Source organism: Streptomyces sp. NPDC043738 (assembly GCF_056436545.1).
In genome coordinates, this window is record NZ_JBWKCJ010000007.1 from 195218 (window position 1) to 216120 (window position 20903).

Annotated in this window: 17 protein-coding genes; 11 read left to right on the forward strand and 6 right to left on the reverse strand. The window is 71.9% G+C overall.

The window, feature by feature from the left end; all coding sequences use genetic code 11:
• Positions 1–320 precede the first annotated feature (320 nt).
• The 6 genes from AC0680_RS12760 to AC0680_RS12785 all read left to right on the forward strand — a co-directional run bounded on the left by AC0680_RS12760 (position 321) and on the right by AC0680_RS12785 (position 7779).
• Positions 321–1667, forward strand: coding sequence for a helix-turn-helix domain-containing protein (locus tag AC0680_RS12760; RefSeq protein ID WP_478627522.1), 1347 nt, complete (start codon positions 321–323; stop codon positions 1665–1667).
• A 125-nt stretch (positions 1668–1792) separates the two neighbouring features.
• A complete protein-coding gene (locus AC0680_RS12765) occupies positions 1793–2683 on the forward strand; it encodes an alkaline phosphatase family protein (RefSeq protein ID WP_478627525.1) in 891 nt (296 codons plus the stop codon).
• Positions 2684–2688: 5 nt separating this feature from the next.
• Positions 2689–4011, forward strand: coding sequence for an MFS transporter (locus AC0680_RS12770; RefSeq protein WP_478627528.1), 1323 nt, complete (start codon positions 2689–2691; stop codon positions 4009–4011).
• A complete protein-coding gene (locus AC0680_RS12775) occupies positions 4008–5033 on the forward strand; it encodes a TolB family protein (RefSeq protein ID WP_478627531.1) in 1026 nt (341 codons plus the stop codon). The genes AC0680_RS12770 and AC0680_RS12775 overlap by 4 nt, the downstream gene beginning before the upstream one ends.
• Before the next feature lie 87 nt (positions 5034–5120).
• Positions 5121–5717 (forward strand): Type-2Aa cytolytic delta-endotoxin, encoded by a 597-nt coding sequence (locus AC0680_RS12780; protein WP_478627535.1) that lies wholly within the window; start codon positions 5121–5123, stop codon positions 5715–5717.
• A 349-nt stretch (positions 5718–6066) separates the two neighbouring features.
• The gene (locus tag AC0680_RS12785; RefSeq protein WP_478627538.1) at positions 6067–7779 is read left to right on the forward strand and encodes a PKD domain-containing protein; all 1713 of its coding nucleotides are present in this window, start codon (positions 6067–6069) and stop codon (positions 7777–7779) included.
• Between the two features lie 46 nt (positions 7780–7825).
• Here the strand turns inward: AC0680_RS12785 and AC0680_RS12790 are convergent, their stop codons facing one another.
• Entirely contained in the window at positions 7826–8425 is a 600-nt protein-coding gene (locus AC0680_RS12790; protein ID WP_478627541.1) for a TetR/AcrR family transcriptional regulator, read from the reverse strand.
• A 77-nt stretch (positions 8426–8502) separates the two neighbouring features.
• On the opposite strand from AC0680_RS12790, the gene AC0680_RS12795 reads away from it, so the two are divergent.
• The 3 genes from AC0680_RS12795 to AC0680_RS12805 all read left to right on the forward strand — a co-directional run bounded on the left by AC0680_RS12795 (position 8503) and on the right by AC0680_RS12805 (position 12172).
• Complete coding sequence (locus AC0680_RS12795; protein WP_478627544.1) at positions 8503–10434, forward strand: fumarylacetoacetate hydrolase family protein; 1932 nt, start codon at positions 8503–8505, stop codon at positions 10432–10434.
• 83 nt (positions 10435–10517) lie between these two features.
• On the forward strand, positions 10518–10796 hold the full coding sequence (locus tag AC0680_RS12800; RefSeq protein WP_478627546.1) for an antibiotic biosynthesis monooxygenase family protein: 279 nt from the start codon (positions 10518–10520) through the stop codon (positions 10794–10796).
• A 212-nt stretch (positions 10797–11008) separates the two neighbouring features.
• Positions 11009–12172, forward strand: coding sequence for an NAD-dependent formate dehydrogenase (locus AC0680_RS12805; RefSeq protein WP_478627549.1), 1164 nt, complete (start codon positions 11009–11011; stop codon positions 12170–12172).
• A 77-nt stretch (positions 12173–12249) separates the two neighbouring features.
• On the opposite strand, the gene AC0680_RS12810 is transcribed toward AC0680_RS12805, so the two are convergent.
• The 3 genes from AC0680_RS12810 to AC0680_RS12820 all read right to left on the reverse strand — a co-directional run bounded on the left by AC0680_RS12810 (position 12250) and on the right by AC0680_RS12820 (position 16724).
• Positions 12250–14667: a SpoIIE family protein phosphatase gene (locus tag AC0680_RS12810; protein WP_478627552.1), complete on the reverse strand. Its 2418-nt coding sequence runs from the start codon at positions 14665–14667 to the stop codon at positions 12250–12252.
• A gap of 198 nt (positions 14668–14865) precedes the next feature.
• Positions 14866–15513, reverse strand: coding sequence for a response regulator (locus AC0680_RS12815; RefSeq protein ID WP_478627554.1), 648 nt, complete (start codon positions 15511–15513; stop codon positions 14866–14868).
• The gene (locus tag AC0680_RS12820; protein ID WP_478627556.1) at positions 15504–16724 is read right to left on the reverse strand and encodes a sensor histidine kinase; all 1221 of its coding nucleotides are present in this window, start codon (positions 16722–16724) and stop codon (positions 15504–15506) included. Before AC0680_RS12820 ends, AC0680_RS12815 begins: the two co-directional genes overlap by 10 nt.
• A gap of 109 nt (positions 16725–16833) precedes the next feature.
• On the opposite strand from AC0680_RS12820, the gene AC0680_RS12825 reads away from it, so the two are divergent.
• Both AC0680_RS12825 and AC0680_RS12830 read left to right on the forward strand, forming a co-directional pair.
• Positions 16834–18348, forward strand: a complete 1515-nt coding sequence (locus AC0680_RS12825) for a serine hydrolase domain-containing protein (RefSeq protein WP_478627558.1) — start codon at positions 16834–16836, stop codon at positions 18346–18348.
• Between the two features lie 93 nt (positions 18349–18441).
• Positions 18442–18984, forward strand: coding sequence for a YciI family protein (locus AC0680_RS12830; protein WP_478627561.1), 543 nt, complete (start codon positions 18442–18444; stop codon positions 18982–18984).
• 16 nt (positions 18985–19000) lie between these two features.
• On the opposite strand, the gene AC0680_RS12835 is transcribed toward AC0680_RS12830, so the two are convergent.
• Together AC0680_RS12835 and AC0680_RS12840 are read right to left on the reverse strand one after the other, a co-directional pair.
• On the reverse strand, positions 19001–19723 hold the full coding sequence (locus AC0680_RS12835; protein WP_478627563.1) for a DUF6585 family protein: 723 nt from the start codon (positions 19721–19723) through the stop codon (positions 19001–19003).
• On the reverse strand, positions 19720–20787 hold the full coding sequence (locus tag AC0680_RS12840; protein ID WP_478627564.1) for an AfsR/SARP family transcriptional regulator: 1068 nt from the start codon (positions 20785–20787) through the stop codon (positions 19720–19722). Before AC0680_RS12840 ends, AC0680_RS12835 begins: the two co-directional genes overlap by 4 nt.
• Positions 20788–20903: the final 116 nt, after the last annotated feature.

Consider the following 20903-nt stretch of genomic DNA (forward strand, 5'->3'; position numbering starts at 1 on the left):
GATGGATCCGTGTGCTTGCGACGGCTCTGTCCCCACGGGGCGAGGTCGCCGGGTCTCAGTTCTGGTCGAGCAGCGAGATGACGACCACTGCGACACAGACGATCAACACGGCGACGGCGAGAACATCGCTGAGGCAGGGGCGGGTTCGCATCGGGTCTCCCGTCTCGGTGGTACCGCGTCCAGCCTGCGGGCTGCTCGCCGGCGCGCCAACGGATCCTGGACAATGAGAGAAGCTGGAACGCCGACAGTGGGTTTGACCTGGGGAAACGACCATTCCCTGGAACACCGTCCTGGAACGGCGGAACGAACAGGGGATCAGGGTGGCCACAGAGACAGCGGACTTCGCGCACCTGCTGCGCCGACTCAAGGAGCGCTCCGGACGCAGCTACGGCGCCCTCGCCGGGCAGTTGCACTTAAGCGTGTCCACGCTGCACCGCTACTGCAACGGCGACGCCGTACCGCTGGACTTCGCCCCCGTCGAACGCCTCGCCAGGCTGTGCGGGGCGAACCGCGAGGAGATGGTGGAGCTGCACCGGCAGTGGATCATCGCGGACGAGGGACGCCGCCGCGGGCGCTCGGCCCCGGCCCCGACACCGGCCCCGCCCGCCCCCGTCGGCCCCGACACCTCCGACGCGGGTGCGGATGCAGGTGTAGATGCAGGTACTGACGCCGACCCAGCGCCCGACGCCACACCCCCCACCACCCCTTCCGCGGAGAGCGCCACCGCGGCCACCGCCGCCGCCCCCACCCGCAAGCGGCTCCGTTTCGCCCTCGCCGCCCTCGCCCTGGTCTCCCTCGCCGTACCGGCGGCGCTGGCCCTGGAGCAAGCCCCGGCGGAGGACGCCCGCCGGGAGGCGCGTGGCGCCGCGCGCCTCCCGGCCGCCGGCGATCATCCCCTCCGCACATCCGAGAACACCCCCACCCCCGCCCCTTCCGCCGCGAAGGACTCCCCCGCACCCGGAGTCAAGGGCGAGCACGGCCCCTCCGCGTCGGGCCGCCCGAAAGCTCCCGACGCGAGCCGCATGCCCACCGGTGACAAGGGGAAGAGGGACGGCTCCGCACCGCAGGTCGGCGTCAGCTCGTACAACTGGGACGGGCCCTGCGGCGTCTACTACCTGCTCCAGCAGCAGCCGGAGCACGTCCCGCCGCCGCCACCGCCGCAGGACGCCCGCGGCTGGTCGCGTGCCCTGGGCGGCGTGGACGGCGGACATCTGCGGCTCCAGCTCACGGCGACCGGCAGCACGGACGAGGCGGTCGTCCTCACCTCGCTGCACGTCCGTGTGGTGGGCAAGCGTGCCGCGCTCCCCTGGCCCGTGTATTCGATGGGCGAAGGCTGTGGTGGCGGGGTCACCCCGCAGAGCTTCGACATCGACCTGGACTCCGACCGGCCGACGACGAGACCCGTGGCCGGCCAGGACGGCGACATCGAGGTCCCCGCGAAGGACTTCCCCTTCAAGGTCTCCACCCAGGATCCGCAGGTGTTCAACCTGGACCTGCACACCGAGGGCCACGACGTCAGCTGGTATCTGGAACTCGGCTGGAGCAGCGGCGACCGGCGGGGAACCGTGCGCGTCGACGACGGCGGAAAGCCGTTCCGCACCAGCGCCGTCGACGGCCGTGACCACTTCTCCTACTGGCCCGACAAGTACAAGTGGGTGCCCGAGTAGGCGGCATACGGAATCATCGTTCGCCTTTTCTTCATGTGCCGGCTGCGGTCGGGGTCGCCCGGCTGCTTCTAAGGTTGCGCCGTGCCGCCCCCCGAACGCTCGTCACTTCTGTCCGGAGGACAGTCATGACCGCAGTCAAGGCACCCAAGCGCCGCCGCCGTCCCCTCACCGCACTGGCCGGGGCGATGGCCCTCGCCGTCACCTCGATCGGGCTGTGGGCCACGACCGAGTCCACCGCGTCGGCCGTCGGGCTGCCGGCGCCCGATCACGTCGTGGTCGTGGTGATGGAGAACCACGCCTACTCCCAGGTGATCGGCAGCGCCGGCGCGCCGTACATCAACAACACCCTCAAGGCGGGTGGCGCCAACCTCACCCAGTCCTTCGCCCTCACCCACCCCAGCGAGCCGAACTACTACCAGCTGTTCTCGGGCTCCAATCAGGGCCGCACCGACGACAGCTGCGTCCCCGTCGGTTCCCTCAGCGCACCGAACCTCGGCTCCGAGCTGATCGCCGCCGGCAAGACCTGGGCCAGCTACAACGAGGGCCTGCCGAGCCAGGGTTCAACCGTCTGCAGCAGCGGCCAGTACGCGCAGAAGCACAACCCGTGGTTCGGCTTCTCCAACGTGCCGACCAGCACCGCGAAGACCATGACGCAGTTCCCGACCGACTACTCCACCCTCCCCAAGGTCTCCTTCGTCGTGCCGAACCTGTGCAACGACATGCACGACTGCTCGGTGTCCACCGGCGACTCCTGGATCCAGAACAACCTGGGCGCGTACGCGACCTGGGCGCAGACGCACAACAGCGTCCTGGTCGTCACCTTCGACGAGGACAACAAGCAGTCGGGCAACCGCATCCCCACCGTCTTCTACGGAGCACACGTCGCCCCCGGCAGCTCCACCAGCACCACCTACAACCACTACAACGTCCTGCGCACCCTGGAGGACCTGGCCGGTCTGACCACGCACGCCGGCAACGCCGCCTCCGCCTCCGACATCACCGGCATCTGGAACTGACGCCGGTGTATCTCGCGGACTCCCGCAGCGCCGCGCCCGCCGTCGCCCCGGACACCCGTCCGGGGCGACGGCCCGCCGTGCCCGGCACCGTCCTGGCCCTCGGCGCGGTCAGCCTGATCACCGACGTCTCCTCGGAGATGGTCACCGCCGTCCTCCCGCTCTATGTGGTCGCGACCCTCGGCCTGTCGCCGCTCGGCTTCGGGCTGCTGGACGGCATCAACAACGGCGTCGGCGCGCTGGTCCGGCTCGCCGGCGGCCACCTCTCGGACCGCGGCGGCCGGCGGCACAAGGTGGTGGCGGGGCTCGGATACGGGCTCTCCGCCGTGTGCAAACCGCTGTTCCTGTTCGCCCACGGCCTCCCCGTGATCAGCGCCGTACTCGCCGCCGACCGCACCGGCAAGGGCCTGCGCACCGCGCCCCGGGACGCGATGATCTCGCTGGCCACCCGGCCCGAGCACCGAGGCAGGGCGTTCGGCGTGCACCGCGCCATGGACACCACCGGCGCCCTGCTAGGGCCGCTGGTGGCCTTCGCCGTGCTCCGGGCGGCGGTCGACGGCTACGACGCGGTCTTCGCGGTCAGCGGCTGCATCGCCGCACTCGGGGTCCTCGTACTGGTGCTCTTCGTACCCCGGAGGATCACTGCGGAGGCCGTTCCGGGCCCGAGGACCGCTCCGGAGGCCGTCCGGGCGTCCCGCGGCGGATCCGGTCCCACGCTGCGCGACTCGCTCGCGCTGCTGCGCCGGCCCGGCCTGCGCCGGCTCACCCTGTGTGCCGCCCTGCTCGGGCTCACCACCGTCAGCGACTCGTTCCTCTACCTGCTCCTCCAGCGCGAGATGCAGGTGCCCGCCCATATGTTCCCGCTGTTGCCGCTCGGTACGGCCGCCGTCTTCCTGCTGCTCGCCATTCCGCTGGGCACGTCCGCGGACCGTGTCGGCCGCGGTCGGCTCTTCCTGGCAGGACACGGCCTCCTGCTGCTCGGCTACGGTCTGCTGCTCTCCCCCGTCCGCGGCGCCCCGGTCGCGGTCACGGTCGCCGTCCTGGTGCTGCACGGTGCCTTCTACGCGGCGACCGACGGGGTACTGGCGGCCGCCACCGCAGGCGCCGTGCCCGCCGAGCACCAGGGTGCCGGGCAAGCACTGGTGGGCACCGGCCAGGCCCTGGCCCGGTTCACCTGCTCACTCGCCTTCGGCGCCGCCTGGAGCCTGTGGGGCGGACGAACCGCCCTCGCCGTCACAGCCGCCGCCCTGGCGGTCAGCGCCGTCGCGGCCTGGGCTGTGCTGCGTACGACCGGTGAGACGCCGGATGAGACGACCGGAGGTGCCGAATGACCCGAACCGCCCGCCTCGCGATACTGCTGGTCGCCGTACTCCTGCTGGGGACGGCCGGCACCGCGGCGGTCCTGCGCGCCGCCGAGCGGTCCGGCGAACGCGACCAGGAGCAGGCGGGTGGCCCGCCCGTGCGGACCGGCACCGTCTCGCTCCGGGCGACCGCTCCCCACCGCCGGCTGCTGGTCCGCAACCTGGCCTGGGGACCGCACCGCGACGAGATCGCCACCGCGCCCGCCGACCGGCCGAACGGGCCGCGCACCGTCTCCGGTGTCAAGTGCCTGCGCTTCCACGCGGCCGCCGGCACCGGCATCTGCCTGCAGGCCGTGCACCACGCGCTGGACGACACCTATCGGGCCGTCGTCCTCGACTCCCACTTGCGCCCGCGTCATGATTTCCCGGCGGCCGGCATCCCCACCCGGGCCCGTGTCGCACCCTCCGGCCATCTCGTCGCATGGACGGTGTTCGTCAGCGGGGACTCCTACGCGGGCACCAAGTTCTCCACCCGCACCGCCATCGTCGACACCCGCACCTGGGCGATCGACGACAACCTGGAGTCCTTCGCCGTCACCAAGGACGGCCGGCCCTACCGCGCCTCCGACATCAACATCTGGGGCGTCACCTTCGCCGACGACAACCGCTTCTACGCCACCCTCGCGACCCGCGGTCAGACCCACCTCGTCCAGGGGGACGTCACCACCCGCACCCTCACCACCCTGCACCGGAACGTCGAATGCCCCTCGCTCTCCCCCGACGGCAGCCGGATCGCCTACAAGAAGCGCGTCGCGGGAGCCTCACCCGACGCACCGTGGCGGCTGTACGTACTCGACCTGCGCAGCATGTCCGAGACCGCCACGGCCGAACAGCGCAACATCGACGACCAGGCGCTCTGGACCGATGACTCCACCCTCGTCTACGCCCTCCCCGGCGACTACGGCTCGGACCTGTGGACCGTCCCTGCCGACGGGGGTGGCCGGGCCCGGCGCCTGATGGCCTCCGCCCTGGCTCCGGCGTATCTGCGCTGACCGATGGACCGCCCTCCGGCCCCGATGAGCACGACGGCATACTGCCTGTCGGCGCGACGTGTTCATTTCCGCATGTGAGGAGCAGTCATGGCCGACCAGCCCACCGCCCAGAAGACCACGTTCCGGACGGTCTTCGAAGTGGGCCCCGATGCCCTGGCGCAGACACGGCGCATGGCCGACGCCTTCCAGCACGCGGTCGCCCCGGCGACCGTGGACTACGACTTCGGTGAGATCCGCCGCGCCGCGGAGGCGATCCCCGACGGCTCGATCGTCAAGATCATCCGTGGCTGGGGGCTCCAGGAGACCGCTCCCACCGGCGTCATGGTGCTCTCGCTCAGGGAGACCGTCCGCCAGGCGCTGACGCACCCCTTCGGCAACCCCGCGTTCTGGGAGAAGGCCGAGACGGCGCTCACCGACGCCTTCGTCGGCCTCGGCGAACAGCAGGGCACCCACCTGTCGTTCCACGGGGACGCCACCGACAGCACCAGCTACTACTACAACCTGCTGTTCGCGCTCCAGGACGAGGAGACCGAGGGCTTCGTCCACGTCCTCGCGCTCTGCGCCGATGTGACCGTCGCGCTGGACGGGGAGCGGGCGCGCACACTGGCCCTCGACGACGTCGCCCGGTTCGCCATCCGGATCAACGCGGTCACCGTGCGACAGGCTCTGCAGTCCGCCGCCTGACCGCCGGCCGGGGTGTGGCAGCGCGCCACGCCCCGGCTCTTCTCCGTACTCCTCGCGTTCACCGCCACCAACAGGTCAGTAACTGCGGGTAAGTGATCAGTTTCACTCAGTACGGGACCCGCTCGCGGTCCATACCGGTCTCCCGGCTGCCATGATCCCTAGTGGTGCGGAACGCGGTGGACTCCACACACTCCGCACGGTCCGAAATGACAGCGAATTCAGGGGTGTTGGCGTGAAGTTAGCGTGGTGGCGGCGGGTTGCGCCCAGGCGGGCGGGCACCGGCTCGGGTGCCGTGCCGAGGCGGACGGGGACGGACCGCCGCTCACGGACGGCGAGGCGCTTCGCGGCGGTGGGGGCGGCCGCCGTGCTCCTCGGCCAGCTCCTGGGCGGGCATCCGGCCGCGGCGCGGTCCGGCCTCCTGCCGGGATCGGCGTTCCCCCTCGTCCTCGACGTGGACCTGACGCCGAATCCGGTGTGCAGCGGAGCCGTGCACGGTCGGGTGCAGATCTACGACCCGTCCGCGGCGAAGACCGGAGCCACCGTGGAGTGGCGGCTGCGCGCCGGTGCGGAGCAGCTGGCCGGCGGGCGCCTCGCCATGGCCGCCAAGGTCGGCACCGCGGAGTTCAGCATCCCCTTCGACCGGGTACCCGCGGCCGAGACCGCCGTGCAGGTAGATGCCCGCATCGCCGCCTCCGACGGCCGTGCGCCCGGCCGCTACGGCAAGGTATGGCGGGACACCGTCCGCCGGGGGTGCGACCCGGTGCGGGTGGCGTCCGTCGGCGACTCCGTGGTCTGGGGTCAGGGGCTGGACCACGACCAGAAGTTCCCTTATCTGACGGGTGAGTTGCTCGGCCGGGCGACCGGGCGGGGCCATCAGAACCTGGACTACTCGATCTCCGGCGCGGTGCTCGACGCGCCGGAGCTGCCCGCGGGCAACGACGACGCGGCCTGCCTGCGCACGACGGAGAAGCAGGACCCGGACGGCGACGGGGAGATGGAGTTCGGCGAGGTCACCCAGCAGATGCCGGACGTGTTCTGCCAGTTGGAGAAGGCGGGCGCACAGGCCCGGGCGGGCGGTTACGGTCTCGATCTGGTCGTGATCAACGGGTGCATCAACGACCTCGATCCCTTCTTCGGCATCGGCGTAGGCATCACCCCCGGCTCGGAGGACCTGCCCGAGGCGGTGAAGCGCGAGTGCTCCGGCGTCGGCGCCGCACCGGAGAACCCGGCCAAGGACGTGCCCTACTTCAGTGGCGCGAAGGTCGGATACGGCGGACGCGGCATGCAGGCGGCGATCGAGAAGGCCCACTCCCTGCCGGGACGGCCGAAGGTGCTGGTGGCCGACTTCTACTACGCGCTGAGCCGCAGCAGCTCTCCGATCCCGGTGAGGACCTGTTCGACCCGGGGAGTCGCCGGGGCCCGGCTGGCCTCCTGCAAGGCCGCCCTCGGCAAGGTGGCCGAGCGCTACGAGCAGTACACGCAACTGGCCAATGCCGCCTACCACCAAGCGGCGGCCGCCGCCAACAAGGCGTCCACGGACGGCGCGTACGCGGTCGCGGCCGACGGACTGTTCACGGTGGACAACGCCCTGCTCACCCGGGACTCCAAGGTCTGGAACACTCCGGTGACCGATCCGGCGTTCCCGCTGCGCACACGCGCCTGCCCCGAGCTCAGCTCGACTCCGGCGCAGTGCCTGTCCGCGGCCGTCGGTCACCCCGACATCGAGGGCGCCCGGCAGTACGCCGACGCCTTTCTCCTCAACCCCAGTGTGCGCGCATGGTTCCACCTCCCCCGGCAGGGACCCCGGGCGCAGCTGGAGGCCCCGAGGAACGCGCAGGTCGACAGCGAGGTCCCGCTGTCGGTGACGGTGGACGGGAAGCCGCCCGCCGGCGGGTACCGCTACCACTGGTACTTCGGTGACGGTACGCAGCAGGAGACGGGCGAGCCGTCCGTCCAGCATGTCTACGACCGCAAGGGGCCGTGGCTGCCGCGGATCGTGATGACCGGCCAGGACGGCGGACGGGTCCTGGCCGAGGCCGCCCGTGCCGTCACGGCGGACTGACGTCTCGTACGGACCCTAGGGGCGGCTCGCAGGCGCGGGCCGCCCCTCAGGCATGTCCCTCCGCCGGCAGCACCACCGACGCCACCATCGCCCGCAGCGCGACCAGCGCGCCCTTCGGGTCGACCCGGTCGGGGGCCAGCAGCCACTGCTGGTGGATGCCGATCACCGCACCGCTGATCGTGACGGCCAGCGTCTCCGCGGACGGACCGTCCGGCAACGGCAGTTGCTCCAGCCATCGCCGGCAGTGGCCACGCAGGGTCTCGTGGATCTCGACATAGCGGCCATGGATCGGTGAGCCCGGCTCCAGCGCCTCCACCAGGAGCGTGACGAACAGCTTGGTGGTGGGCGCCTCCAGCATGGCCTGCGCGCCCTCCACGAGGCGGTCGAACCCCACCTCCGGGGCCTGCGCCCCGCCCGGTTCGGCGAGGGCGGCGCTCATCAGCTGCACCGAGCGTTCGAGTACGGCGAGCAGCAGGCCCTCCTTGCTGCCGAAGTGCCAGGGAATCGATCCCCTGCTGATCCCGGACCGCTCGGCCACGTCGGCGAACGTGGTCTGCCGATACCCCTTCGCCGCGAACAACTCCGCGGCCGCCGCGAGGATCCGCTCGCTGCTCTCGTGGCTGGTCTGCTCTCGTCGCGTCGCCACACCGCCCCCTTCTCTACTGATGAATATATTCTATGCTGGCCAACATAGGATGCGGGACGGCATGAGGAGGGGTTGCTTTGCGCTTCGTCACATACGCCTCGGCTGACGGCGACCGGGCCGGCGTCATCAACGGAGACCTGATCCACTCGTTACCCAAGGGCACGACCCTGCTCGAACTGCTCGGCTCCTTGCGGCAGGAGGGCGAGCGGGCGCTCGCCGAGCCCGACGAGGTCGTCGCGCTCGCCGACGTCACGCTCCGGGCCCCCGTCCCCAGGCCGCCGTCCCTACGGGACTGCCTGTGCTTCCTCGACCACATGCGCGGCTGCCTCAAGGCCGCCGGCGGCACAGGGACGCTGGAGCCGACCTGGTACCAGATCCCCGCCTTCTACTTCGCCAACCCCGCCACCGTCCTCGGCCCCCACGACGACGTCCCCATCTCCCCCGGCAGCGCCTGGTTCGACTTCGAGTTGGAGATCGGCGCGGTGATCGGCACCGCGGGCCGCGACCTGACGCCCGAACAGGCCGAAGGCCGTATCGCCGGTTACACCCTGTTCTGCGACTGGAGCGCCCGCGACCTGCAGGGCCTCGAAAGCCAGCTCAAGATCGGCCAGGCGAAGGGCAAGGACGGTGCGTCCACGCTCGGGCCGTGGCTGGTCACACCCGACGAGCTGCCCTTCGCCCCGAACGGCAGGCTCGCGCTCCAAGTGCGGGCGGAGGTCAACGGCGAGCCGGTCGGCGAGGGCCGAACCGACTCGATGGACTGGTCCTTCGGCGAGGTCGTCTCCTACGCCTCCCGCGGGGTCGAGCTGCAGCCGGGCGACGTCTTCGGCTCGGGCACCGTGCCCGGCTGCTGCCTGCTGGAACACCTCGACTTCGGCGACCTTTCGACGTTCCGCGGCTGGCTCAAGGACGGTGATGTGGTGTCGCTGCGCGCCGAGGGACTGGGCGAGGTGCGGCAGACCGTACGGGCCGGCGCCGCTCCCCATCCGCTCGCCGCCAGACCCGATCCCACCGCGCGGCCCCGCCGGCCGAGGGTCAACCCGGCCCGCTCCGCGCTGCCTTACACCAAGGGGCTGCACCAGGTCGGTGACGGCGTCTGGGCCTGGCTGCTGCCCGACGGCGGGTACGGCAGGAGCAACGCGGGGCTGATCGCGGGCGACGGCGCGTCGCTGCTGGTCGACACGCTCTACGACCTGCCGCTCACCGCCGAGATGCTGGCCGGCATGCGGCCGGTCACCGACCGGCACCCGCTGAGCCACACCGTGCTCACCCACGCCAACGGCGACCACACCCACGGCGGCCAGTTGCTTCCCGGCCCGGTACGCGTCCTCGCCGCCGAGGGCACGGCGCAGGAGATGCGCACCGAGATGGCACCGGAGCTGACCGCGGCCCTTCAAGTCATGGACTTCGGGCCGGTCCTCACGCCGTACCTGCGCGACCGCTTCGGCGCGTTCGACTTCGGCGGCATCCGCCTGCGCACCCCCGATCAGACCTTCGACCGGCGACTCACCCTCGATGTGGGCGGACGCGAGGTGCGGCTGCTCGACCTCGGGCCCGCGCACACGGAGGCCGACACGGTGGTGCACGTTCCCGACGCGGGGGTGCTCTTCGCCGGCGACCTGCTGTTCATCGGGTGCACTCCGATCGTGTGGAGCGGCCCCCTCACCAACTGGATCGCCGCCTGCGACACGATGATCGGCCTCGGCGCGCACACCGTGGTGCCGGGCCACGGCCCGGTGACGGACTCCGACGGGATCCGCGCCGTCCGCGACTACTTCGGCCATGTCATCGAGCAGACGGACGCCGCGTACGCCAGGGGGCTCGACTTCCAGGAGGCGGCGTTCGGGATCGATCCGGCCCAGTACGCGGACTGGCTGGACGCCGAGCGGATCGTGGTCAACGTCTACCGGCGCTACCGCGAGATCCACCCCGACCAGCCCGTGATCGACAGATTCGCCCTGTTCGGCCTGATGGCCGAATGGGACAGCCGGCGGCAGCGGACGCAGTGAGCCGACCGCCGAGCAACGGACCGCACAGCTCGATCCGGATCCGGCACGGGAAAGACCCTTGAAAAACACCGAAGGAGAGCACCATGAAGGTAGGAATGGTGGCGTACCACTATCCGCACGCCGCTCACCGCGAGGAGTTCGTCTCGCGCGTCCACCAGGTCCGCGAGGTGATGCTGCGGACGCCGGGATGCCTCTCGGGTGAGTGCTGGGTGTCCGGCGACGCGGTGATTTCCATAGTGCGGTGGGAGTCCGAGGAGGCCCGGGACGCGTCGCTCGCCGCCGTGATGGAGGCCGGAGTCGACGTCGCCTACGACGAGCGCGAGTCACGCCCCCGCGAGATCGTTGCGCTGGTCGCGGCCTGAGCACGGCCCCGCGGTCCTCGTGGGCTGCGGGGCCGTCGGTGCGGTCCGGTCGCGCGCCGGTCGGTGCGCCCCGTCCCGCGCCCGGCGCACCGTTCGGAGGTTTGCCGGGCGGACAGCCGTGCGACTAAAATTCAAGATCATCGATACTTTATTCGATTCACCGGTGTACCACCGGTATTCCACTGCAGTGGCCCCACTGTTGGAGGGCGGCCATGGCAAAGATCCTCGCGGTGCTCTATCCGGATCCCGTGGGCGGCTATCCACCCGAGTACGCCCGCAACGCGATTCCCAGCATCACCGGCTATCCGGGCGGTCAGACCGCGCCGACCCCGCAGGCCCTCGACTTCACCCCGGGACAGCTGCTCGGCTGTGTCTCGGGAGAACTGGGACTGCGCCGCTTCCTGGAGGAGCGGGGCCACACCTTCGTCGTCACGTCCGACAAGGAGGGCACGGGCTGCGCGCTCGACCGCGAGCTGCCCGACTCCGACGTGGTGATCTCGCAGCCCTTCTGGCCCGCCTATCTGACCCCCGACCGGATCGCCGCGGCGCCCCGGCTCAGACTCGCGATCACCGCCGGGATCGGGTCGGACCACGTCGACCTGCCGAGCGCCATCTCCCACGGCATGACGGTGGCGGAGGTGACCTACAGCAACAGCATCAGCGTGTCCGAGCACGCCGTCATGCAGATCCTCACCCTGGTGCACGACTACCTGCCCGCCCATGAGTGGGTGACCGCGAAGAGGGGCTGGAACATCGCGGACAGCGTCTCGCGCTCCTACGACCTCGAAGGCATGGACGTCGGCGTCCTCGGCTCCGGCCGCATCGGCCAGGCGGTGCTGCGACGCCTCAGGCCGTTCGACGTCACCCTGCACTACTGCGACGTGCACCGGCTGCCCAGGGACATCGAGGAGGAGTGGGAGCTCACCTTCCACCCCGACGCCCGTTCACTGGCCTCCTCGATCGACGTGCTGTCCATCCACACCCCGCTGCATCCGCAGACCCACAACCTCTTCGACGAGGAGCTCATCGGGGTCATGAAGCGCGGGTCGTACATCGTCAACACCGCACGTGCGCTCATCGTCAGCCGGGACGCCGTGGTGCGGGCCCTGGACAGCGGACAACTGGCCGGATACGCCGGTGACGTCTGGTATCCGCAGCCGCCACCACCCGACCACCCCTGGCGCACCATGCCGCACCAGGCGATGACCCCGCACGTGGCCGGTACGACGCTGTCGGCGCAGGCCCGCTACTCCGCCGGCACCCGGGAGATCCTGGAGTGCTGGCTCGACGGACGGCCCGTCCGCCCGGAGTACCTGATCGTCGACGGGGGCGGGCTCGCCGGGACGGGAGCGCGCTCGTACACGGTCGCCGGATGACCGCCCGCCGGCCGGCGGGCGGAGAGTCGTCGCGCGGGGACCCATGGACCGGGTGCTACCTCACCGCTCTCCGCGCCTCACAACGGCTGCTGCGCCCAGATGGTCTTGCCGTTGCGCACATAGCGGGTGCCCCAGCGTTCGGTGAGCTGGGCGACCAGGAAGAGCCCCCGGCCGCCTTCGTCGGTGGTGGCGGCGTGGCGCAGATGGGGCGAGGTGCTGCTGGTGTCCGAGACCTCGCAGATGAGGTCGCGGTCGCGGATGAGCCGGAGCGTGACCGGGCCGCTGCTGTAGCGGTAGGCATTGGTGACCAGCTCGCTGACGATCAGCTCGGTGGTGAAGGCCAGGTCCGCCAGCCCCCAGTCCTTGAGCTGGGCCACCGCGAGCGTCCGGCCCTCGGCGGCCGCGGTCGGCTCCTCCGGCAGCTCCCAGGTGGCCACCTTGTGTGCGGCCAGACAGCGCGTACGGGCGGTGAGCAGTGCGATGTCGTCGCTGGGACGGTCGGGCAGCAGTGCGTCCTCGACCGCCTTGCAGGTGTCCTCCAGCGAGCGGGCGGGCCGGCTCAGCGCCCCGCGCAACTGCGCCAGGCCCTCGTCGAGGTCGCGGCGGTGACGCGCCAGGAGGCCGTCGGTGTAGAGGGCGAGCACGGTGCCCTCGGGCAGTTCCAGCTCGGCGGCCTCGAAGGGCAGTCCGCCGAGGCCGAGCGGCGGGCCGGCCGGCAGATCGGGGAAGTCCACCCGTCCGTCCGGTGTCACCACCGCGGGCGGCGGATGACCGGCGCGGGCGAGGGCGCAGCGCCGGGAGACCGGGTCGTAGACCGCGTACAGGCAGGTCGCGCCGACGACCTGCGGAGCACGCTCGCCGGTGGCCTCCTGCTCGGCTGCCAGCCGGTCCACGAGGTCGTCCAGATGGGACAGGACCTCGTCCGGGGGCAGGTCGAGGTTGGCGAGGGTGTGGACGGCGGTGCGCAGCCGGCCCATGGTGGCCGCCGCGTGGATGCCGCGGCCGACCACGTCACCGACGACGAGGGCGACCCGCAGTCCGGAGAGCGGGATGACGTCGAACCAGTCGCCGCCCACGCCGGCGGTGGCGTCGGCCGGCAGATACCGGTGGTCGATCTCGACCGCCGGGTGCTCGGGCACCTCGCGCGGGAGCAGGCTGCGCTGGAGCGCGAGCGCGGCCTGGTGCTGCTGGGTGTAGCGGCGGGCGTTGTCGATGCAGACGGCGGCCCGGGCCGCGAACTCCTCGGCCAGCGTGAGGTCGTCCTCCTCGAACGGCTCGGGCCGCCGCCACCGCCACAGGCTCACCACGCCCAGTACGAGGCCGCGCGCGACCAGTGGCACGACGATGAGCGAATGGACGCCCAGTTCCAGGACCCGCTCGACCTTGTCCGGGTCGAGGGAGGACCAGCCGGGAGAGAACTCCAGGACCGGTTCGAGGACGGGAGTCCGCTCGGCCAGGCACCGGGCCTGCGGGGCATCCGACGGGAAGTGCATCGTGTGGCCCACCGGATACATCACCGGAGGGGCGTCGGGTGAGATGCTGCGGACGGCCGTCCGGACCATGTGGGCCAGTTCCTCCCGAGCCGGTTCCTCACCGCGGGTGACCGGTTCGAGCAGGTCGACGGAGACGCAGTCCGCGAGGTCGGGGACCGCCACCTCGGCCAGCTCGCGCGCCGTGCGCTCCACGTCGAGGGTGGTGCCGATACCGGCTCCGGCCTCGTTGAGCAGCGCCAGTCTGCGGCGGGCCCGGTAGCGGTCGGTGACGTCCTCCACCATCTGGGTGACGCCGAGGATGTGGCCGGCGGAATCCTGCATCCGGAAGGCCGACACCGACACCACCAGCTCCCGGTCGGGGTCGTGCCGCAGATGGCAGGGCTGCTCGGTGAAGATCAGCGGCTCGCCCGTTTCGAGCACCCGCCGCAGCTTCGCCTCCACCGTTTCCGCGTCCCGGCCGATGACGAAGTCGCCGGTGCGCAGCCCGCGGTAGTACTCGGCCGGGATGCCGCCGAACCGCGCGATCGCCCGGTTCACCCGCAGCAGGCTCAGGTCGGGGGCGTGCACCGCGAGTCCGATCGGTGACCGGCGGAACATCCCGTCCAGGACGGACCGGTCCGTCTCCCACTGGATCACCTGCTCCGCGGGCGCGCCGACCAGGACCCACTCGACATCGCCGTCGGCCCGCGCCACCGCCCGGACCCGGCAGCCCAGCTCCACCCGTTTGCCGCCGCGCTCCCGTACGGGGATCACCCCGAACCAGCCCCCGGCGCTCACGCAGTGCGCCACCGCGGCCATGACGACGTCCTCGTCGCGCGGGTCGAGCAGCACCTCGCGCGCCGTCCGCCCCAGCACCTGCTCCGGCGAGTGGCCGAGCAGGGCCTCCGCGCGCTCGCTCCAGCCGACGACCCGCCCCCTGCCGTCCAGCACCGCGGAGGCCGAGCGACGCACGGCGAACGGGTCGTCCGGGCCCTCGCTGAACGTCGTCACCGGTGTGTCCATCACCTACCACCCTCGTACCGTCCCAGTGGGACCGCGCGTCGGCGCCGGGGGGCTGCTCGATCCGCCTCGACCGGGCGCCTGGCTCGACTCGAACCCAGTATCGGCCCGGTAAATGCACTCCGCGCGCCTCACACGGCATACGCAGGGGCCCGCGCCCGCCGTCACGGCGCACTGCCCGCCCCTCCCCCGGAGGGCCCGTCAGGCGCGGAGATAGGCGAGGACGGCCAGGACGCGGCGGTGGCCCTGGCCGTCGAGGTGGAGGTCGAGCTTCTGCAGAATGCTGCTGACGTGCTTGTTGACCGCCGCTTCCGTGACGTACAGCTCGCGGGCGATGGCGGCGTTGGCCCGGCCCTCCGCCATCAGGGAGAGCACCTCGCGCTCGCGCGGGGTGAGGCGTCGCAGAGGATCACGGCGGCGGTTCAGGAGCTGACCGACCACTTCGGGGTCCACCACCGTCGCGCCCGCCGCGACCCGGGCCACCGCGTCGACGAATTCGCCGACCGCGCTGACCCGGTCCTTCAGGAGGTAGCCGACGCCGGTGTCGCTGCCGAGGTCGAGCAGATGGGCGGCGTAGGACTGCTCGATGTACTGGCTGAGGACCAGGATCGGCAGGGTGGGACGCTCGTGGCGCAGGAACACCGCGGCACGCAGCCCGTCGTCGGTGTTGTCCGGTGGCATGCGGACGTCGGTGACGACGATGTCGGGGTCGTGCTTCTGGACCGCGGCGACCAGGGCGTCCGCGTCGCCGACGGCGGCGAGTACCTGGTGGCCGAAGCGGGAGAGCACGCCGACCAGGCCGTCCCGCATCAACGGGGAGTCCTCGGCGAGCACGACGGTCAGCGGCACGGCAGCTCCACATGCAGGAGTGTAGGTCCGCCCGGCGGGCTGGAGATGCGGAGTCTGCCGTCCGCCGCGGCGACGCGGTCGGCGAGGCCGGTCAGGCCGGTGCCCCCCTCGGGGGCGGCACCGCCGATGCCGTCGTCCCTGACGGACAGGGTGAGTACGTCGGTGTGGAGGCGGGCGTGCACGTCGACCCGGGTCGCTCGGCTGTGCTTGGTGGCGTTGGTCAGCGCTTCGGCGATCACGAAGTACGCGGTGGTCTCCACGGCGACCGGCACCCGGTGTGGCAGGCGGATGTCGGCCGTGACGGGCAGGGCGGAGCGAGCCGCGAGGTTCTCGACGGCCGCCGGCAGGCCGTGGTCGGTGAGGGCCTTGGGGTGGACACCGCGGCTGAGCTCCCGCAACTCCTCGACAGCGAGGGTGATCTGGGCCTGGGCGTCGGCGAGCTGCCCGGCCAGCGGTGAGTCCGGCGCGACGTCGAGGCGGGCCAGGCCGAGCGTCACGTTGAGGGAGACCAGCCGCTGTTGCGCTCCGTCGTGCAGGTCCCGCTCGATCCGGCGCCGTTCCGCGTCGAAGGCGTCGACCAGACGTGCGCGGGAGGCCCGCACGTCGGTGAGCTGCCGGCCCAGTTCGCTGTCGCGGGGCGCCAGCATCAGGCGGGTGACGGCGGCCCTGGCACCGGCCCACGCGGTGATGGTGTACGGCGCGGCGACCAGCAGGCACAGGCCGACGACCGTCAACGGCCAGGCACCGGGGTCGTCGGCCGGCGAGTACATCACCACTACGGGGACGACCAGGGCGAAGCCCAGTACGAGGAAGTCCATCCACCACAAGGCGGCCGAGGACACCGCGGTGAAGCCCAGCTCGCGCCAGGTCGCCGGCTCCCGCATCCGGGTCCGCAGCCATCCGCGCAACCCCGGGCGCTCGGGGGCCTGGTGGGGGTCGGGCACCGGGTCCAGGTCCACCAGGCGCAGGCGCCACCGCTCGAAGCGGGTGACGGCGATGCCCGACAGCGCGACGCCGAGCAGCAGCACCGCGCCCACGACCACGATCAGGGAGACGATGCCCGCGATCAGCGCGCTCACCAGGACGGCCGTGGCGACGGCGCCGAAGGCGACCCCGGACAGGAGGTAGGCCAGGGACCGCCAGGGCCAGCTCGACCGAAGCATCGTCAGCGGGTTCTGGCCCAGGGCCTGCCAGGCGGTTCGATGTCGCACCCGACGACCGTACCGGGGCAGGGATCTTGCCGCGGTAGTGCTGGCACTACCTTCGGGCTCCCCTTTACGCCAGTGCGCCGGCCCGGGGCGAAGGGGTGCACTGGGCGCCATGAGAATGTTCACCGTCCGCAGTGGCGCCCGTCGCAGACTGGGCGTCCTGGTGGCCGCGTTCGGCATCACGACGGCCGCCGCTTCCCTCTCCTCGGCCGCATCGGCCGTCCAGCCCGCCGCGAGCCTGGCTCCGGCCTCGATCGACCGCTTCGTCACCGACTACCTGGAGCAGACGCGTCTGCCGGGCGCGGTGATCGCCGTGACCAAGGGCAACCGGGTCGTCCACACGGCCGGCTACGGGCACACCGCCTCCGGGCGGGCGGTGACCGCGCGCACCCGCCTGCCGGTGGCGTCGCTGTCGAAGTCCATGACCGCACTCGCCGTCATGCAGCTGGTCGAGGCGGGCAAGGTCGACCTGGACCGGCCCGTGCACCGCTATCTGCCGGAGTTCACCATGGCCGACCGGCGCGCGGCACGGATCACCGTCCGCCAGCTGCTGACCCAGACCTCGGGCATGGCCGACTCGACCTATCCCGACCTGACCCGCGCCCAACCGCACACCCTCAAGGAGGCGGTGGCCGCGATGCGCGGGGCGCGCCTGGCCACCGCACCTGGGACCACGTACCGCTACCACAACCCCAATTACTTCGTCGCGGCCCGCCTGGTCGAGGTCGTCAGCCAACGGCCCTTCGCCGACTACCTGTCCGCCAAGCTCTTCGAGCCGCTGCGCATGACGCACACCACGTCCGTCGACAGCACCGACGACATGCCCGACCACGCCCGCGGCTACGTCCGCGCCTACGGCGCGGTGATCCCGCGTTCCCACCCCCGCTGGTTCACCGCCGGCGGCCATGGCGTCGTCACCACCGCCGACGACCTCTCCCAGTGGCTGATCGCCCAGAACAACCAAGGGGTGTCCGCCGACGGACGCCGTATCGCCTCCGCGCGCACCATCGAGCTCACGCACACCCCGCCACCAGCGCCCCGGGACAGCGACTACGCGATGGGCTGGACGGAGGACCGGCACGACGGCGGCCCCAGACGGATCCAGCACACGGGCGAACTGCTGACCCACAACTCCATGGCGACCCTGTTGCCCGACAGCAAGGTCGGCATCGCGGTCGTCACCGACACCGGCATGATCTCCGGGGACGACGCACCCCAGATCCTGCAGGGCCTCGTCGAACTCGCCCAGGGAAAGCACCCCGAGGTGGCCAAGCCGTTCTCGATGACGGCCGACTGGGCCCTGGCGGCCCTCACCCTGCTGGCCGTGGGCCTCGGCGTCCGCGGCGTCCTGCGCGCCCGCCGGTGGGCGCTGCGCGCCGCACGGCGACCGTGGTGGCTGGCGGCGCTGCGGATGCTGCCCCAGGCCCTTCCCCTCCTTCTCCTGACCCAACTCGCCGCGCTGCTCGGCCTGCTGATGAACCGCTCGGGAACCCTCGCACAGACCACCTACGCCTGGCCCGCGCTCGTCGTCTGCGCGACCGCGGCGGCACTCGCCTCCACCGCGGTCGTCACCGCACGCACTGTGGCCCTGCTGCGCGGGCGGGCCGCGCGGCCGAACCGCCGCTGAGCAGAGCCCGGCGCCGGCCGCGGGACCGGCCGCGGGACCGGCCGGCGCCAAGACGCCCGTGGCCCCAGAAACCGACACCTCAATAATGTGGTCATGGAGTTCTTCTGCTACCACCGTGATCGGCCCGACTCCTCGGCACTGCGCGAGGAGCTGTTGGAAGAGCACTGGTCCTACATGGACCGCTATGCGAAGGAGATGATCGCCCGCGGCCCGACCCTCGTCGGCGACGTGCCCACCGGCAGCGTCCACATCGTCGACCTGCCCGATCTCGCCGCGGCCCGCGCGTTCGCCTTCGACGAGCCCGGCTACCAGGCCGGCGTGTACCGGGACGTGCTGTTGCGGCGGTGGCGCAACATACTGGGGCGCACGATGTGGGACTTCCCCGGTGGCGCGACCGGCGGCAACCGCTACCTGGTGCTCGGCCTCGGCACGGGACCGGCAGCCGACCTCGCGCTGCCGCCCGACCAGGACGAGCTGATCGCGTACGGTCCGCTGCTGTCCGACGACGGCGCCATCTGGGTGGGTACCGCGGCCCTGGTCCGGGCGCCGGACCCGGACTCGGCTCGCACCGTCCTGACCCGGGAGCGATACGCCGACATCGAGGTCCACAACTGGCAGTTCGGCGGCCGGTCGTGAGGGATCGGGGCGTTGCTCAGCGCTCGCCGTCCGTTCGGAAGTGCTCGACGAGCACGCGCAGGACGAAGAGGTTCCGGATCGTGGCCGCGGTGTCCGTCAGGGTGTGCCATGTGCCGTCGATGTCGAGCCTGACGGCCCCGCGCTCGATCTCCAGCTGCCGCACCTGCGGCCACCGGGCGGAGACCTCCGCGGAACCGACCTCTTCCCGGGTCAGCCAGATGTCTCCGAACGCCAGTCGTTCGCCCTGGTCGAGTGCGGCCAGGGCGCGCGGCAATTGGGCGCGGATGACGGCCCGTCGGACCTCGGGCACCCATTCCTCCGCATCGCCGTGCTCCGGCCCGTCGTACAGCACGATCCGCTTCCCGTCGACATCGGCGAGCGTGTGGACGCCGAGGGCGCCGGCCCGGGCCGAGCCGTGCGCGGGCCGGATGCTCTCGTGGAACACCGAGGTGGTGTCGTAGCGGACGACCTGGATCCGTCCCTTGATGGCCACCGTCATCCCGTGCTCGTACAGGTCCAGTCGCGCGTCCACGCGCACCTTCGTCGCAAAGGACCGGCCGTAGCGGGCGAAGGCCAGCAGCGTGCGGATCACCCGGAGCGGGCCGGTCTGCGCGGGGGCCGGATGCCCGGCCCCCGTGTAAGTGGCGCGCCGCCTGCCGATGCGTGCCCGGCCGGCCGCTGCCGAGATCCGCGCCAGCAGCAGTTCCTCACCGCGCGCACGCGGCGCCGGACGGGTCATGGCGTGGTGCGGGCGAGGCCGGGGCCGGCGTCCTGCCCGCGCAGGATCATCAGGTGCGTCCGGCTCAGCAGCCCGCCCGGCGACACCCCCAGATCGTCGGCCAGACGGCGTCGGGTGCGGTCGTAGACGGCCAACGCCTCGGCCCGCCGGCCGCTGCGGTACAGCGCACGCATCAGCATCGCGGCGACCGGTTCGTTCAGGGGCTGCGCCAAGGACAGGGCCCACAGCTCGGCGACGGCCTCGGCGTGCCGGCCCAGCCGCAGCTGCCAGTCCAGCTTCCGCTGCGCGAGGGCGATCCTGCGCTCGGTGAGCCGTAGCCGCTCCAACTCGACGAACGGCCCGGGCAGACAGGACAGCAGCTCCCCGCGGAACAGGTCCACCGCCTGGGCGCAGACCCGGACCGCCTCGGCCAGTTCGCCGGCTCGCTCGGCCTTCGCGGCGGAGGCGACCAGTTCCTCCATGCGCGTCACATCCACCTCGACCGCGCCGGAGACCAGCCGGTAGCCGCACCGGTCGCGCCGGATCACCGAGTCCTGGCCGTCCCCCATGTTCAGGATCTTCCGTAGTCGGTAGATGTACACCGGCACCACCTTCGTGTTCGGCGGTTCCGTCCCCCACACTCCGTCGAGCAGTTCCTGCTGGCTGACCGTCCGGTCCCGGCAGAGCGCCAGCGCCGCCAGCACGGCCTGCTGGCGGAGCGGCCCCAGGTCCACGGGCTGTCCGTCACGCCAGGCCCGCAGGGGGCCGAGCACGCAGATCCGCACCCGCGGCTCGCGCGCCCGGCCGCCGGCCGTCCGTGCCACCGGGCTCGCCGCCTCGCGCGGGCCGTGGCCGGGGACGACCAGGCCGCAGTCGAAGGCGTGGACGATGGCGGCGGCCCGGTCGCGCAGCCCGAGTTTGGCGAGGATCCGGGCGAGGCGTCCGGCCACGGCGTCGTCGGGGAGGGCGAGGGTGGAGGCGATCTCGGCGTCCCTCAGGCCACAGCCGACCGCGTAGAGCAGCTCGCGCTCCTGGGGCGTGAGCGTGGTGACGGTCGGTCGGTCGGCGGTCGCGGTCGTCGGCATCGCGGGATCCCCTGACTTCGCTGGTCGGTCTGGTCGATGCCGTCGACGCTGGCCCCGGCGGCGTCCGGTGGACAGGCCAGCAGACCGGCCGTATCCGGCCGGTGGCCGCGCTAGAG

Excerpts from the sequence above, each read along its gene's own strand:
- AC0680_RS12830 (WP_478627561.1), top strand. The coding sequence starts at position 18,442 with ATGGAGTTCTTCTGCTACCACCGTGATCGGCCCGACTCCTCGGCACTG.
- AC0680_RS12835 (WP_478627563.1), bottom strand. The coding sequence starts at position 19,723 with ATGACCCGTCCGGCGCCGCGTGCGCGCGGTGAGGAACTGCTGCTGGCG.
- AC0680_RS12780 (WP_478627535.1), top strand. The coding sequence starts at position 5,121 with ATGGCCGACCAGCCCACCGCCCAGAAGACCACGTTCCGGACGGTCTTC.
- AC0680_RS12825 (WP_478627558.1), top strand. The coding sequence starts at position 16,834 with ATGAGAATGTTCACCGTCCGCAGTGGCGCCCGTCGCAGACTGGGCGTC.
- AC0680_RS12800 (WP_478627546.1), top strand. The coding sequence starts at position 10,518 with ATGAAGGTAGGAATGGTGGCGTACCACTATCCGCACGCCGCTCACCGC.
- AC0680_RS12840 (WP_478627564.1), bottom strand. The coding sequence starts at position 20,787 with ATGCCGACGACCGCGACCGCCGACCGACCGACCGTCACCACGCTCACG.
- AC0680_RS12775 (WP_478627531.1), top strand. The coding sequence starts at position 4,008 with ATGACCCGAACCGCCCGCCTCGCGATACTGCTGGTCGCCGTACTCCTG.
- AC0680_RS12810 (WP_478627552.1), bottom strand. The coding sequence starts at position 14,667 with ATGGACACACCGGTGACGACGTTCAGCGAGGGCCCGGACGACCCGTTC.
- AC0680_RS12765 (WP_478627525.1), top strand. The coding sequence starts at position 1,793 with ATGACCGCAGTCAAGGCACCCAAGCGCCGCCGCCGTCCCCTCACCGCA.
- AC0680_RS12805 (WP_478627549.1), top strand. The coding sequence starts at position 11,009 with ATGGCAAAGATCCTCGCGGTGCTCTATCCGGATCCCGTGGGCGGCTAT.